This is a genomic window from Acidimicrobiales bacterium, assembly GCA_035546775.1.
GTDB lineage: Bacteria > Actinomycetota > Acidimicrobiia > Acidimicrobiales > JACCXE01 > JACCXE01.
Genome location: DASZWD010000015.1, coordinates 38160 through 53180 on the forward strand (window position 1 = coordinate 38160; position 15021 = coordinate 53180).

The 15021-nt window shown below is 69.9% G+C and carries 15 protein-coding genes; 5 read left to right on the forward strand and 10 right to left on the reverse strand.

Annotated features, from left to right (window positions below):
* Positions 1-8 precede the first annotated feature (8 nt).
* Complete coding sequence (gene trpS, locus VHC63_03050; protein ID HVV35554.1) at positions 9-995, forward strand: tryptophan--tRNA ligase; 987 nt, start codon at positions 9-11, stop codon at positions 993-995.
* On the opposite strand, the gene VHC63_03055 is transcribed toward trpS, so the two are convergent.
* Genes VHC63_03055 through VHC63_03095 form a run of 9 tightly spaced genes read right to left on the reverse strand, consistent with a single transcriptional unit; the run spans position 992 to position 8393 of the window.
* Positions 992-1480 carry an HD domain-containing protein gene (locus tag VHC63_03055; GenBank protein ID HVV35555.1) on the reverse strand — a complete coding sequence of 163 codons (489 nt, stop codon included), beginning with the start codon at positions 1478-1480 and terminating at the stop codon, positions 992-994. The two genes, trpS and VHC63_03055, sit on opposite strands and share 4 nt — an antisense overlap.
* On the reverse strand, positions 1477-2220 hold the full coding sequence (locus VHC63_03060; GenBank protein ID HVV35556.1) for a site-2 protease family protein: 744 nt from the start codon (positions 2218-2220) through the stop codon (positions 1477-1479). The genes VHC63_03055 and VHC63_03060 overlap by 4 nt, the downstream gene beginning before the upstream one ends.
* A complete protein-coding gene (locus VHC63_03065) occupies positions 2221-2544 on the reverse strand; it encodes a TraR/DksA C4-type zinc finger protein (GenBank protein HVV35557.1) in 324 nt (107 codons plus the stop codon). It lies immediately after the preceding gene.
* Positions 2541-3368: a tyrosine-type recombinase/integrase gene (locus VHC63_03070; protein HVV35558.1), complete on the reverse strand. Its 828-nt coding sequence runs from the start codon at positions 3366-3368 to the stop codon at positions 2541-2543. Before VHC63_03070 ends, VHC63_03065 begins: the two co-directional genes overlap by 4 nt.
* Positions 3361-4470 (reverse strand): alanine dehydrogenase, encoded by a 1110-nt coding sequence (gene ald / locus VHC63_03075; protein ID HVV35559.1) that lies wholly within the window; start codon positions 4468-4470, stop codon positions 3361-3363. The genes VHC63_03070 and ald overlap by 8 nt, the downstream gene beginning before the upstream one ends.
* Positions 4467-5018: an NUDIX hydrolase gene (locus VHC63_03080; GenBank protein ID HVV35560.1), complete on the reverse strand. Its 552-nt coding sequence runs from the start codon at positions 5016-5018 to the stop codon at positions 4467-4469. The genes ald and VHC63_03080 overlap by 4 nt, the downstream gene beginning before the upstream one ends.
* Positions 4981-6636 carry a CTP synthase gene (locus tag VHC63_03085; protein HVV35561.1) on the reverse strand — a complete coding sequence of 552 codons (1656 nt, stop codon included), beginning with the start codon at positions 6634-6636 and terminating at the stop codon, positions 4981-4983. The genes VHC63_03080 and VHC63_03085 overlap by 38 nt, the downstream gene beginning before the upstream one ends.
* A 42-nt stretch (positions 6637-6678) precedes the next feature.
* A complete protein-coding gene (locus VHC63_03090) occupies positions 6679-7581 on the reverse strand; it encodes a hypothetical protein (protein ID HVV35562.1) in 903 nt (300 codons plus the stop codon).
* Positions 7578-8393, reverse strand: a complete 816-nt coding sequence (locus VHC63_03095; protein ID HVV35563.1) for a hypothetical protein — start codon at positions 8391-8393, stop codon at positions 7578-7580. Before VHC63_03095 ends, VHC63_03090 begins: the two co-directional genes overlap by 4 nt.
* 70 nt (positions 8394-8463) lie before the next feature.
* On the opposite strand from VHC63_03095, the gene VHC63_03100 reads away from it, so the two are divergent.
* From VHC63_03100 to VHC63_03115, 4 genes are read left to right on the forward strand one after another with little or no spacing between them, the layout of a single operon-like run.
* Positions 8464-9321 (forward strand): lysylphosphatidylglycerol synthase domain-containing protein, encoded by an 858-nt coding sequence (locus VHC63_03100; protein ID HVV35564.1) that lies wholly within the window; start codon positions 8464-8466, stop codon positions 9319-9321.
* A 22-nt stretch (positions 9322-9343) separates the two neighbouring features.
* On the forward strand, positions 9344-10228 hold the full coding sequence (locus VHC63_03105) for a glycosyltransferase family 2 protein (GenBank protein HVV35565.1): 885 nt from the start codon (positions 9344-9346) through the stop codon (positions 10226-10228).
* Positions 10225-10821, forward strand: coding sequence for a class I SAM-dependent methyltransferase (locus tag VHC63_03110; GenBank protein ID HVV35566.1), 597 nt, complete (start codon positions 10225-10227; stop codon positions 10819-10821). The genes VHC63_03105 and VHC63_03110 overlap by 4 nt, the downstream gene beginning before the upstream one ends.
* A gap of 8 nt (positions 10822-10829) precedes the next feature.
* Positions 10830-12497 carry a hypothetical protein gene (locus tag VHC63_03115; protein HVV35567.1) on the forward strand — a complete coding sequence of 556 codons (1668 nt, stop codon included), beginning with the start codon at positions 10830-10832 and terminating at the stop codon, positions 12495-12497.
* On the opposite strand, the gene VHC63_03120 is transcribed toward VHC63_03115, so the two are convergent.
* Positions 12454-15021 carry a glycosyltransferase gene (locus tag VHC63_03120; protein ID HVV35568.1) on the reverse strand — a complete coding sequence of 856 codons (2568 nt, stop codon included), beginning with the start codon at positions 15019-15021 and terminating at the stop codon, positions 12454-12456. The genes VHC63_03115 and VHC63_03120 overlap by 44 nt on opposite strands.

A 15021-nucleotide genomic window follows, 5' to 3' on the forward strand; every position in this document is an offset into this window, starting at 1 on the left:
TTCTTCGCATGACACGCGTGCTGTCGGGCATTCAGCCCAGCGGAGAGGTGCATGTAGGCAACTACGTGGGCGCGCTCCGGCACTGGGCCGCCGACCAGCACGACCACGAGTCGTTCTACTGCGTCGTCGACCTGCACGCGCTGACGCTGGGTGACCACGACCCGGCTGAACTGCGGGCCTCGACGCTCGACGCCGCTGCCGTGTTGCTCGCGGTCGGCATCGACCCCAACGTGGCCCCGATCTTCCTGCAGAGCCAGGTGGCCGAACACACCCGTCTCAGCTGGATCCTCGAGTGCATCGCGGCCTTCGGCGAGCTACGACGCATGACGCAGTTCAAGGACAAGACGGCCGAGGGCGGCGAGGGCGCAGCCCGCGTCGGACTGTTCACCTATCCCGTGCTCATGGCCGCGGACATCCTGCTGTACCAAGCCGACCGCGTCCCCGTCGGCGACGACCAGCGCCAGCACCTCGAGCTCGCGCGCGACATCGCCGAGCGCTTCAACACGCGCTACGGCGAGACATTCGTCGTGCCCGAAGCCGCCATTCCCCACGTCGGCGCCCGGGTCATGGATCTCCAGGACCCAACGATCAAGATGAGCAAGTCGCGCAGCTCACCCCAGGGCAAAGTGCTGCTGATGGAGCCGCCCGAGGTCGTCTCCAAGAAGATCAAGCGCGCTGTCACCGACAACGAGACCGAAGTGCGCTACGACCCGGCGAAGAAGCCGGGCGTGTCGAACCTGCTCGAACTGCTGTCGGTGGCCACGGGCACGCCCCCCGCCGAGCTGGCGGCCAAGTACGACACCTACGGCGCCCTCAAGGCCGACACCGCCGCGGCATGGGTCGAATACGTGCGTCCCGTCCGCCAGCGCTTCGACGAGCTGGTGCAGGACCCGGGCTACGTGCGCGGCGTGTTGCAGGACGGCGCCGAGAAGGCACGCGCCGTTGCCGCGGTCACGTATCAGGCGGCCGCCGACGCCATCGGCCTCCTGCGCTAGTCGTCGTCGGCGTTCTTCAGCGCAGCAGCGATGGGCGCGTCGAGCGTCCAGCGCTCCGGCGGCAGGTGGTGCTCTTGCGCCCACGCCGCCGTCACGGGATCGGCAGCGGCCTCGCGCAGCAACGCGGCGCCGAGCGCCGGATGGTTCACGTAGGTGGCCACGCGCCCGGTGACACGGTCGCGCCCGCGCACCGCGGTCAACACCGTGGCACCGACGCGGCGCCACACCCCGAAACCACTCTCGATCTTGCCCACGTCGTGCAGCAACGCCGCGGCCACCACCGGGCGCGTGGCGTCGTCGCCCAACGCCGCGCACACACGTCGGGCAACGCCGACAGCGTGACGGCGGTCGAAGCCCGCCATGCGCCGCCACAGCATCGTCTCGCCCGCGTTGAGGTAATGCAGCGCCCAGGCGTCGTCCGCGGCGGTCGGGCCGCCGGGCCACAGCGACGTGAAGAACCGCTTGGCGAGGTGTGCCGCCTTCACAGCGAGAAGTGCAGGCCGGCGAGATGCAACCACACCCGGTAGACGGGGTTGGCCACCTTCTCGATCACGCCGGGAAACCCGAACACCACGAAGAACACGAGCACCATCGAGTAGCGCCGGAACTGCAAGTATCCCGGCCACATGCTCTCGGGGAGGATCCGCTCGAGCAACCCGGAGCCGTCGAGAGGCGGCACCGGCAGCAGGTTGAACGTGCCCAGGAACACGTTGCCGATCCCGAGTTCGAGCAGGAACGTCCCCATGATCTCGCCGTGCGGATTGCCGAAGCGCCATGCCGCCGCGGCCAGCAGCGCCAGCGTGTAGTTGGTCGCCGGCCCGGCCAGGCTGACGAGGAGGCTCTCGTTGCGCGGATGCCGCAGCTTGCCCACGTTTACGGGCACCGGCTTGGCGAAGCCGAAGGGGGTGGCGTGCGCCAGCGCCAGCAGCGTCGGCATCACGATTGTTCCCATCGGGTCGATGTGCACCAACGGGTTCAGCGTCAAGCGCCCGGCGCGTTTGGCGGTGTCGTCACCGAACAGATACGCCACCGCGCCGTGCGAGATCTCGTGCAGGATCACCGAAGGCACGATCACCGCGATGAAGATGACCGAGTCCCGGTCGATCGCACCCCGGCTGATCGCCAGCACGGCGAGGCCGACCAGAAGCGCGACGACGATCAGGCGCTCACGCGCCACGCGCGGCGAGACGGGTGTCGTCGGCGGCTTTTGCGCCGCGTCGGTCATCTACCGACGCGTCGAGGCGTGCGTGATGCAGTACCGCGCCGCGGGCATGGCTTCGAGACGCGCCGCGGCGATGTCTTCGCCGCACACCTCGCACTTGCCGTACGAGCCGTCCTCGAGCTTGGCTAACGCCCGCTCGACCTCGTCGAGCGACTCCTGGAGCGTGCTGGCCAGCGCCTCGGTCTCGCCGCGCTCCGCCGTCACCTGGCTGGTGTCGGCGAAGTTGGCGTCGTAGTCGAGACCGCCCAGATCCGCCAGCTCCGCGCGCAAAGAATCGCGCTCGGCTTCCAAGAGGGCGCGAGCCGCGACGGAGGTAACTTCGCTCATAACGAGAGGTTACAACTCCCCCATCCAATTTCGTTCAGCATTCCCGAAGTTGGCATCGGGCCGCGGGAATGCCCCAAAAAGGCGCCCACGGACGTCGCGGGCACGCCGCGGGCGCCGAGATGGGCACCGCACGCCCGTCGCAGGTCGTTGGGCGACAGCGCGTCGAGCAACGCGGCGCGCCGGCCGACGGCGCTCGTCAGCAGCCACAACCCCTGACGGGTCAGGCGTTGCCCGCGTCGGTTCAGCAGGACCGCTGACGTGGACGGGCGCAGCCGTGTGCGACCGCGCCCGTCGAGCCAGCGGACCAGGACCGCGCGCAACGCCGGCACGACGGGCAGCAGCCGTTCGTGGGGCCCGTCGCGGTCGACGGTGAGGACCAGGGCGTCGGCGGCCACGTCCGCGACGTCGAGCGAGATTGCCTCCGTCGCCTTGAGCCCACCGAAATACAGCAGTGCGACGGTGACGGCGTCACGCCGGCGCTCCGCCGTCTCGCCCTCGGCGGCACGAAGCAAGCGGGCGACATCGTCCTCGGACAGCAGCGGCTCGTCACTCGGTGGCGCTGGCCGCGGGAGTCCCACGAGCTCCGGAGTGGGCGTGGTGTCATCGCGCCAGCGATGAAAGATGCGTAACGCGACCACTGCCCGATCAGCCGAGCTGCGCGCTCGAGTGGCGCGCACGTGCTCGACGTAGTCGCCTAGCTCGCCCTCCGTCGCCGCCCGCCACTTGAGGTACGCCGCGACGTCGCGGCGGTAGGCGGCCACCGTGTTGGTGGCGCGGCCTTCGGCTGCGAGCCAGTCGGCGAACTCCTGGGCGAGGTCAGCCAAGGGCGGTGAAGGGGTCGACGACGGCACGCGCCAGCGCCTCGGCCACGGCGGGCTGCGTCACGTGTCCGCCGACGATCGTCACCCCGCCGACAAGTTCGGTGTGGGCGTGCATCGCGCCGGTCAACCCGTCGTTGGCGATCGCCACCACATAGGGCAGCGTGGCGTTGGTCAGCGCGTAGGTCGAGGTGTGCGGCACGGCACCGGGCATGTTGCCCACCGCGTAGTGCAGCACGCCGTCGATTTCGTAGACGGGGTTGTCGTGGGTCGTCTCGTGCGTGGTGGCGACGCAGCCGCCTTGGTCGACGGCCACGTCGACGATCACCGCACCCTTCTGCATGGCCCGCACCATCGGCTCGGTGACGACCTGCGGCGCGCGTCCGCCGGCCACGAGCACGGCGCCGATCACGAGGTCGGCTTCGGACACGGCACGTTCGACCGCGGCGCGGTTCGACGCCAGCGTCATGATCCGGCCTTGGTGAATCTGGTCGACCCAGCGCAGCCGGTCGAGGTCGCGGTCGAGCAGCAACACCTCGGCCTCCATGCCTTGCGCGATCCACGCGGCGTTCCACCCGACGTTCCCCGCGCCGAGCACGACGACGCGCGCCGGGCGCACACCGGGCGCGCCGCCGAGCAGGACCCCGCGTCCTCCGTGAGCGCGCTCGAGGAAGTGAGCGCCGACCTGTGTTGCCATCCGACCGGCAACTTCGCTCATCGGCGCCAGCAGCGGCAACGCGTGGTTGGCCAGCTGCACGGTCTCGTAGGCCACCGCCGTCGTGCCGGCCCCCAGCAGGGCATCGGCCACCTTTGGATACGCGGCCAGGTGCAGGTAGGTGAAGAGGATCTGGTCGCGGCGCAGGTAGGCGAACTCGCTCGCCTGCGGTTCTTTTACCTTGACGACGAGTTGCGCGCCCCACGCCTCGGCGCCGTCGACGAGCCGCGCGCCCGCCGCCGCGTAGTCGTCGTCGTGGATCGACGAACCGTCGCCCGCGCCGCGCTCGACGAGCACCTCGTGGTCATGGGCCCGCAGTTCGGTGACGCCGTCGGGGGTGAGGGCGACGCGGTTCTCCGCCGTCTTGATCTCTCGCGGAACACCGACGATCACCCGACGCGCTCCTTGGCCAGGAGCAGACCGACGATCGTCTTGGCGTCGACGATGTCGCCCGTCGCAATCAGCGCCAGGGCTTCGACGAGCGGCAATCGCTCGATTGTCATCGCCGCCTCCTCTACTGAGTGCGCCTCGATCGGCACCTCGGTCAGCTCGCGGGCGAGGTACGTGTAGGAGTACTCGTCGCAGAACCCGGGCGAGTTGTAGAAGGTGCCCAGCAACTCGAGCCGTCCGGCCCGGCGGCCGACCTCTTCGGCCAGCTCACGATGGGCGGTGAGCTCCGGGGGCTCGTCGGCCACGTCGCGCTTGCCCGCGGGGATCTCGAGGAGCTCGCGCTCGACCGCCGCGCGGTACTGCCGCACCAGCAGCACGGTGCCGTCGGCTTCGTAGGGGACAACCGAGACTGCGCCCGGATGGTGGACGAGGTCGCGCACGAACTCGTCGCCTTCGGGCCCGACGAAGGTCCCTTCACCGAGGCTGATCAGCGCGCCACGGTGCAGCTGGCGCTCAGAGCGCTTGTGAAATTTCGGAGACAGGTTCGTCAAGTTGGATCAGCCGCGGCGTCCGCGAGTTGGCGCGCTCGAGGGCGGCGCCGACGAGCCCGTGGAACAACGGATGCGGCCGGTCAGGCCGGCTCTTGAACTCGGGGTGCGCCTGCGTCCCGACCCAGAACGGGTGCGTCGGCAGTTCGATGAACTCGACGAGACGACCGTCAGGCGACTCGCCCGAGCACACGAGCCCGTGCTCTTCGATGCGGCTGCGCAGCCGGGCATTGACCTCGTAGCGATGCCGGTGGCGTTCCGACACGACGTTCTCGCCATAGAGCTCGGCCACCTGTGAGCCGGGCAGCAGCTTCGCGACGTAGGCACCGAGGCGCATCGTGCCACCCATGTCGACGACGTCGCGCTGTTCGTCCATCAAGGCGATGACCGGGTACGGCGTCGCCTGGTCGACTTCGGCGGAGTGGGCGCCGGCCATCCCGCAGACGTTGCGGGCGAATTCGATCACCATCATCTGGAGACCGAGACACAAGCCAAGGCACGGGATGGCGTGCTCGCGCGCGACGTTGGCGGCGGTGATCTTGCCTTCGAGGCCGCGCTCGCCGAACCCACCCGGGATGACGATGCCGTCGAGCCCCGTGAGGCGCTCCTCGGCGAGCAGCCCCGACACTTCCTCCGCCTGGATCCACTCGATCTCGACTTTGGCGCCGTGGGCGTAGCCGGCGTGACGCAGCGACTCCACCACCGACAGGTAGGCGTCGGGCAGGTAGTACTTGGCGATCAGGCCGATCCGCACCGGCGTCGTAGCGCTCTCGACGCGCTCGACCAGTGCGTTCCAGGCCCGCAAGTCGGGCAGCGGCGTTTCGAAACGCAGCATGCGGCACACGTAATCGTCGAGGCCTTCTTCGTGCAGCGCCAGCGGGATCTCGTAGAGCGATGGGGCGTCGATGGCGCACGCCACCGCTTCGATCGGCACGTCGCACAGATTCGAGATCTTGCGTTTGAGGCCGTCGGACACCGGCCGGTCGGCCCGCAGCACGATCACGTCGGGCTGGATGCCGCGGCTGCGCAACTCGGTCACGGAGTGCTGTGTCGGCTTGGTCTTGAGCTCACCCGACGGGTCGAGATAAGGGATCAGGGTGACGTGGAGGTACAGCACGTTGTCGCGGCCGACGTCCTTGCGGAACTGCCGGATCGCCTCGAGGAACGGCAGGATCTCGATGTCGCCGACGGTGCCGCCGACTTCGGTGATGACGATGTCGACGTCGTCGGTGGCGAGGCGCTTGATGCGGTTCTTGATCTCGTCGGTGATGTGCGGGATGACCTGCACGGTCTTGCCGAGAAAGGCGCCGCGGCGTTCGTTCGCGATGACGGTCGAGTAGATCGAACCCGTGGTGGCGTTGGACTCGCGCTTGAGCGACTCGTCGATGAACCGTTCGTAGTGGCCGAGGTCGAGGTCGGTTTCGCCGCCGTCGTCGGTGACGAATACCTCGCCGTGTTCGTCGGGGTTCATCGTCCCCGGGTCGACGTTCAGATACGGGTCGAGTTTCTGCATAGTGACCCGCAGGCCCCGCTGCTTGAGCAGTCGGCCGAGCGAAGCGGCCGTAAGACCCTTGCCCAGCGAACTCGACACGCCACCCGTCACAAAGATGTGCTTCGCCACGGGAGGCCATCGTATCTCGCGGCCGGCCCCATCCAGGGATCCTTAGTCGAAGCCTTCGATCGCGAGGTGGGCGCTGCCGCCCGGATCGACGACGCGCACCAGGCAGCGAGTGACTTCGCGGTTGACGGCGACGACGTGGCGGTGGGGCTTCGTCACGTGGAGCGTGGCTTCGTGCCCGTCCGCCGCGACGGCGAGCAGGCGGTAGGCACCCTGCGCCGCCCGCCGGGCCACGACGGCGTCGCCGCCGAACGTGCGCCCGTACGGTCCGTCGACGATCGGCCGGCCGGCCTGCACCCCGCCGGACACCAAGTCCACGGTGTCGAGGCGCGCCGGACCCGTGGGGCCCTGCGACGCCACCGCCACCGTGTCGTCGTCGAGGAACACCGGACGGGCTTCGTCGCGCGTCGTGCGATACACGCGCACCTTGCCGGTTTGGAGTTCGACCGTGGCGAGGTCGGTGTGGGTGGTGCCGCCGATGGCGTCGCGGCTGACCGCGATCACCGCGGCCTCGGTCCCGCGATCGTTCACCGCCACGCCGTCGCCGTTGCCGAAGCCGATCGACGGGTCGAGCGTGGCGACACCGTCGACATGTCCGCGCAGGTCGATGGTGTCGACCTGCCCCGTCGGGATGGGACCTTCGACGACCAGAAGACGCGTGCCGTCCGGCATCCACGTCGCGTCGACGACGTCGTTACCGGCACGGGTCACGATGTGGGCATCGTCGAGTCCGACGACGGTCACCGCGCCGTCTTCGACCACCGCGATACGCGACCCGTCCGGCGACAACCGCACTTTCGTGCTTGTGCCGACGTCGAGGGCCTCGATCCCCTTGCCGAGCCGCGGTGTAGCCACGCGTGTCCCGTTGTCCGAGGTCACCTTGGCGAAGAGCACCGCGAAAACGACCAGCACGACCACGAGTACGACCACGGCGCGCACGAACCTCACAGGCGGCGCCCGAGGCGGTCGAGGGCGCGCAGCGGCGCCACCCGCTCGATGACCGTGGAGAAACTCACGAGCTCACCGGCCACGTTCAACGCGATCACGATCGCAGCGATGATCAATCGGACGCCCGGAGACGTGAAGAGCAGCTCGAAGCCCACGACGGCTCCCAGGGCGTTGGCGCCGGTGTCGCCCAGCATCAGTTGCTCGCGCAGTTCGAAAGGGGCAAGACCGACGGCACCGGCCACGAACCACAGCGCGGGGTGCCCGGCGTAGAGGCCACCGCGCAACAGAGCGGTGACGACGACGACAAGCGCCGCCACCTTGGTCGTGCGCGCCGGCGCAAGGTCGAGCAGGTTGGCGGCGTTGGCGCACCCGGCGACGATCACCACGCACACGAGGCGACCGAACAACGACTCCGAGAAGGGAAAGCTGACGGCCCACGCCAGGAGCACGCCGCCGATCAATTTCACCGCACCGGAGCTGAGTTGTCCTTCCTGCAGGGCGCGGTAGTGGCCGCGCCAGCCGCGCGCCGCGTGAGTGCCGACCACGTCGTCGAAGAGACCGAGGAGCCCGAAGCCGAACGCCAGCGCCAGCAGCGGCGGTACGAAGTACCAATTGCGCGTCGGGTTCCAGGCGATGGCGACGGCGACGATGGCGCCGAAGGCGAGCAGTACACAGATGCCGCCGGCGGTCGGTACATCACGGCCCGCGTAGTTGGTGCGCAACAACGGCGGGACGCGCAGGGTCGGCGTCAACGCCACGGCGGCCACACCGGCGAGCAACGCACAACCGATCGCCCAGATCGCCTCCTGCATCCCTAGATCTTCGCTCGCGTTTCTTAAGATCAGCCGCATTCCTAGCGGTGGGCGCCTCGTCTTACGGCTGGTGTTCGTCGCCGCCGGCTTGGCCTTCGTCGGTCGCGCCCTCGCACAGGGCATCCACGACGGCTCGTTTCACCACCTCAGCGCCGGCTGGGTCGGGGCCGGCGGGGCGGTCGCCATCGCAACGATGACCTACGTGGCGGCGCGCTGGTCGGCCGCCGCGACGCTCGTCGGTGCCGAACTCCCCGTCGGTGACGCGGTTCCGCTCTACTACCAGGGCGAGGTCGGCAAGTACCTGCCGGGCGCGGTGTGGGCCGTCGTGGGCCGCGGTGAGTTGGCAGTACGCAACGGCGTCGCCCGCTCCGCCGCCTACGCGTCGGTGGCGGCGTCGCTGGCGGGGCTGTACCTCGCCGGCGCCCTCGCCGCCGTCGTGTTGCTGCCCGCGGCCGCCGGGGCCAAGGGCGCCGGCGCGGTCCTCGGTGTGATCGCCTTCCTCGTCGTGGGCGTGGCGGCCCTGCATCCGGCGGTCATCAGCCGGGCTATCGCGCTCATCGAGCGCGTCGCCCGACGCAAAGTCGACGTCATCGTTCCGTCCTGGCGCGACGGCGTCGGCCTCGTCGTCGGGTACCTCCCCGCGTGGATCGGCGTCGGGGTAGCGCAGTGGCTCTGCGTACGCGCGCTGGGGATGCACGCTCCGATCGCGCACGTGGCCTTCGCCAGCGCCGTGGCCTGGTGCGCCGGTTTCCTGGCGATTCCGGCGCCGGGCGGCATCGGCGTGCGCGAGTCGATCTTCGTGCTCACCAGCGGCATGGCGGCCCACGACGCGGCCGCCGCCGCCCTCCTTGCCCGCCTCGCGTTCGTCGTCGCCGACGGCGCCGGCGCTGCCCTCGGCGCGCTGTGGATGACTCGCCGCTCGCGGTAACGACCTGCGAGACTCAGTGTCCGTGGCACCCGATATCAGCGTCGTCCTCCCGATGTACAACGAGGAGGCGTGCATCGAGCAGGAGATTCTCCGCATCAAGGAGGGACTGGACGCGTCGAAGTACACGTGGGAGCTGGTGCTCGTCGACGACGCGTCCACCGACGACTCACCCAAGATCGCCGACAAGTTCCCGTGGATCCGGCGCATCACTTTCCCGGTGAACCGGGGCCCGGGCGCGGCGCGCCGCGTCGGCTCGCAGGAAGCCAAGGGCGACATCGTCGTGTGGACCGACGCCGACATGACCTATCCCAATCACGAACTGGCGCAGCTCGTGGACGCGCTCGGCGACGCCGACCAGGTCATCGGCGCCCGCCGGACCGAAGAGGGCACGATGCGCCTGCTGCGCAAGCCGGTGAAGTGGGTGATCAAGAAGTTCGCCAGCATCCTGACCAAGAGCGAGATCCACGACCTCAACACCGGCTTCCGCGCCTTCCGTCGCGAGGCGGCGTTGCCGTACCTGCCATTGCTGCCGAGCGGCTTCTCGCACGTGTCCACCATCACGCTCACGATGCTGATGGACGGCAAGCGCGTGATCTACACGCCGATCGACTACGCGCAGCGCACGGGCCGGTCGAAGTTTCATCCGATCCGCGACACCTACGTGTACATCATGCAGATCCTGCGGATGGTGACGTTCTTCAACCCGCTCACCGTGTTCATGCCCGTCGGGCTCACCCTGCTCGGGCTCGGCGGCGCCAAAGTCGTCTACGACCTCGTCGCGCACCCGTTCCGGATCGCGATCGACACAATGCTGTTGCTGTTCGCCGGCTTCCAGATCGTGGTGCTGGCTCTGCTCGCCGACCTCGTCGTGGCCCGCACGCGCCATGGCTCCGACGGCGGCGTATGACCGCGGTTCCCACCGGCAACGTCGTCCACAAAGAGGCGACCAAGAATCCGATCGAGCGCCGCATGGTCGACGGGTTCAGCGCCGCGCTCCAGCGCTGCCTGCCGGCAACGGCTCAGCGCGTTCTCGAGGTGGGCTGCGGCGAAGGCCGCCAGCTCACCGCCATCGGCGGTCGCTTCCCGGGCGCGGAACTCGTGGGCCTCGACCTGCCCGACGTCGAACTGATGGAAGCGTGGGACGGCGTCGAGTCGCGAATGGTGCAGGGCTCGGCGCTCGCCCTCCCCTTCGCCGACCGCAGCTTCGACCTCGTCTTGGCCATCGAGGTGCTCGAGCACCTGCCGGATCCGCGGCAGGCCCTGCGCGAGATCGCGCGTGTCGCGTCGGGAGCCGTGGTCTTGTCAGTGCCGTGGGAGCCGGTGTGGCGTCTCGGCAATCTGGCGCGGGGCCGCTACGTGTCCGCGTTGGGCAACACCCCGGGCCACATCCAGCACTTCACCCGCCGCGGCTTCACCCGCCTCGTGGGTGAAGCCATCGACGTCGAGGAAGTGCTGCGGCCAGTGCCCTGGACGATGATCCGAGGCCGCGTCCGCAGTTGAAAGCGTTCATGGCGCGCTCGGTGCGCGTGGGGTCCCGCGAGGTACCGATGGCCGTCGCCGTGCCGATTGCGGTCGGCGTCCTCCTGCGCCTCGTCGCTGCCTATACCGACAACGTCGTCGGCCCGGACGAAGCCGCCTACCTCGGCACGGGGCGCAATATCTGGCGCGGCCTCGGCATCACCTATCAGAACGGCCCCGAACTGCACTTCCCGCCGCTGCTGCCGATCATCCTCGGCGGCCTGGCCAAGCTCACCCCTGAGCCGCACCACGCCACGGTCATCGTCACGTTCGTGTCGAGCTGCGTGCTGCTCGGCATCCTCGGAGCGCTGGCCTGGCGCATCGGCGGGCGGACCGCCGGGATCCTGGCGCTGTGGATCGCCGCGCTGTCACCGGGCATCGGCGTCAACCTGGCGCGGGGCACCGGCGGATCGGAGGCGATCTACGCGGCGCTGCTGTGCGGCGCCGCGCTCGTGTGCGTCGGCCGTCGCGGCACCTGGGACGAACCGCCTTCGCTGCTGCGTTCGCTCTCGGTCGGTCTGTTGATCGGTGCCGCCTACCTCCTGCGCCCCGAAGGCATTCTCGTGTCTGCCTTCTTCGGCTTCATCCTCGGGTTGCGGGCGCTCGGCGGCCGGCTCAACCGCGAGGCGTTCACCGCCGCCCGTCTCCGCCGCTTCGCCGCGGTGGCTGCCGCGTGCCTCGTGGGCGTCGGCGTGCTCGCCGGGCCGTACGTCGCCTTCCTGCACGCGAAGTCGGGTCACTGGGAGCTCACCGCCAAGTCGGTCGACGTCAACATCCAGGCGTGGCGAGCCCTCGCGGCGCAGGACCGCGTGACTCGCGACACGTACCTGTACAAGCTCGATCCGTCCGGACACTCGACCGAGCACAAGACGTACCCGCTTACGGTGCTGGCGCGCCAGAACCCGCGGCAGTACCTCGACATCGTCGGCGAGAACCTCCGCCAGCTCTACAAGTCGCTGCTGTCGTTCAACACCACGACGATGCCGGGCTGGCGGCTGTTCGCGCTGCCGCTCTTCCCGTTTGCGCTGTGGGCGTTGTGGAGGCACCGCACGCAGGCGACGGTCGTCGCGGTGTTCGGCGTGCTTCTCGTGACCCTGGCTATCGTCATCGGCTTCTTCGTGCTCAACCGCTACCTGCCGCCGGTCGTCGCCGCGCTCGCCGTGCTCGCCGCCGTTGGACTCGCGGAGTTGCCCGAGCGCCAGCGGCGCATCTGGGTGACCATCGGCATCGTGGCGTCGATCATGTCGATCTGCACCTACTTCGAAGGCCCGCACGGTCCCCAGATCGTGCGCGAGCGCGCCGATCTCCAGATCGCGGCGCGGTGGCTGCGCCAACAACACATTCCGCCGTCCGCGCGCGTCATGACGCGCAGCACGGCGCTCCCGTATTACTTGCCGCACAACAAGCTCATCGTGCCGCCGGTGGGGACGCTCGAGCAGGTGTGGCGTTACGCCCGGTACCAGAACGTCACGTATTTCGTCTACGACCCGACGACGCAGCTGTGGCGCCGCGATCTGCTGCCGCTGATGGACGGCCGCGACCACTCCCGGGACGGGTTCGCCACCATCCACACGTTTGTTTCCGAAGGCCGCACCACGTGGATCTTCAAAGTGCTCACACGCCAACAGACGCGGTACGCGGCCCGGCCAACGCCGTAAGCGCAAGGGCTGGCGCCAACACGACGAGGCACAGCACGTTCACGACCGGCCCCGAGTCGTTGACGAGGAAGCCGACGATGCTCGTCACCAACACGGCGAATGCCGCGACGCGCAGTCCCGACCGCGGCGCCAGGTAATTGGCGAACCGCTGCGCCCGCGCCAGGAGCGCGATGCCGACGAGAGCCAGCGCGATCGACCCGAAGCCCCACCACTGATCGACGAGCAACCCGAGGTTGGCGTCGACCCGACGGGTCAGCGTGTTGCGCAGCCCGGAGCGATTCGACGCCGTTTCCGACGCGGCGCGGCTCAGATGGGACCCGCCGGTACGCGCTTCCACGAAGGCGACCGCGACGAACAGCACGCCGACGACGATCGCCCCGACGATCAGCGTCCGGCGGGTGAACCGACCGCCGAAGAGCGCCCACGCGGCAGCCGCGCTCACCGGCAACAACGTCAGGAACCCGCCGACGTCGTTACCCAGCCAGGGCGCAGCCAGGAAGGCCGTGCCAACGGCCATCACCGTCGCGGCCGCGCTGGCGCTCGTCGGCGTCGGCTCCCAACCGGCGAGCGCCGCGGCGACGAGGAACAAGCTCGAGGCGTAGATCGAGAACGACGCGTTCGGCAGGCCGTAATACCGACCGGTCGTCTGGATGGTGTAGCCGAGCAGGCTCGCAGCGTGCAGCGGGCCCGTGGCCGCCACGTCGAGGCTGATCACCACCAGGCACGCCCAGGCGAGGGCGTAAACAGGCGCGAGGCCACGCAGGCGCGCCGCGGCGGCGCCGAGTCCGACGGTCACGGCGACCAGCAGCAGGGGCGACTCACCGCCAAACCGCAGCCAGTGCTGCATCGCCCCCGTCACGAGCAGCGCGAACGGAAACGCCGCGGCGATACACGCGCCGACACGCAACAGGCCGCGCCAGCGGTGGCCGCCATCCCATCGCAGCGCCGCCAAGAGCCCGAGGTAGAACGCGATGGCGGCGACCGTGTACGCAACCGATGCCGGCAGGAAGAAGCGATTGCGCGCCGCGCCGTCGACCTCGAGGCGCTCGTACGGGGCCAGGTGCGCCGGATGCGTGCTCACTCGCAACGCCGCGCCCGTCATCGACGCCGGCGGATCGACCCCCAAGGCGCGCAGCACCGTCGGAGCAATGTCGACGAGGCCCGCGAGGGCGGCCCGATGCGTCGTGGCGGACTGGATCGACCCGCGGGTGATGCCGTCGCCCACCAGCACAATCGGTGTGAGTTCCCAGTCCCGGCCCGGAGGTGTCGGTGAGAAGACGACGAGCAGATCGTGGGGGCCGAGACGCTGCACCGCGCGCGCCAGCGCGGCATCGGGATCGGCTGTCGGGGCTTCGAGCACCACGGCGCCGTCCGAGCCGGCGTCGACGTGGCCGGTTCGATCGGCCACCGCCAACCACGCCGCCCGGTCAGGGGTCAGCACCGTCGGCGGCTTCCCGGCGGCGCGCAGGGCATCGCCCAGCGTGCCGGGCAGCGAGTCAGCGTGGTCGCGTCGCGCCAGGCTGCGACTGGCGACCATGTCGGCGCCGGCGCGCACGCGCGCCGATGCCCCCAGCGAGGCGTAGGCATCGGCAGGCGCCGGGCGGTCGCTGTTGGACCGTCGGCTGAGGCTGCGCCGATCCGAAGTCCGCACGCTCAGCGCGCCGACGGCGCCGCGCCGCGCTACCGCCCGCAACGCCGGACGGTCGGCGGCATCCAAATCCGACAGCCGCAAGCCGTCGTAGGCGAACAGCTCGACGCGCGACGTCGTCGGAATCGCCACGCCGGCTGGAGGCCGCCGGACGTAGGCGATGGCGCTCAGCACCGCGAAAGCAGTCATCCCGGCGAGCACGACGGCCACGACCCGCTGGCGCTGCGTCCACAGCCGCGTCGTCAGCGCGGCGGCGATGTCGATGCCCTGGCGAGCACGATGAACGAACCCGCCGACCGATCGCCCGCGGTGATCGTGCTCGACGTCGACCGCGACCTCGTGGAGGGCGACGCCGGACCGCACGAGATCGATCGTCATGCCGACCTCGACGCCGAAGCGTCGAGCGAGCACCAGCGACCGTAGGCTCGGCCCGTCGACGACGCGCTGGCCCGACAGTGGCGCGGCGGCGGTGACGCCCGTCGCCCGCCGGATGCCCGCCGCGGCCAGTCGCTTCACCGTCCCGAACCCGCCGCGTCCCCCGGCCGACGGGAGGGCCCCGACCACGAACGCTGCGTCTCCGTCGAGCAGCGGCGCGAGTCCGGTGGCGGTGGCGCCGAGATCAGCGTCTGCGAGGAGGTAGCGCTCGGCGTGCGGCGTCGCCGCCACACCCGCGGCCAGCGCGCCGCCCTTGCCCCGATTGACCTCCAACCGGACGACGTGCGCTCCAACGCCCGCGGCGCGCGTCGCGGTGTCGTCGGTCGACCCGTCGTCGACGACCCACACCTCGCCGACACCGCGCAGGCCGAGCAGTGCTTCGACGGTCGCGGCGATCGACGCCGACGCGTCCTTCGCCGCGACGAGCGCGACAGTGGTCAC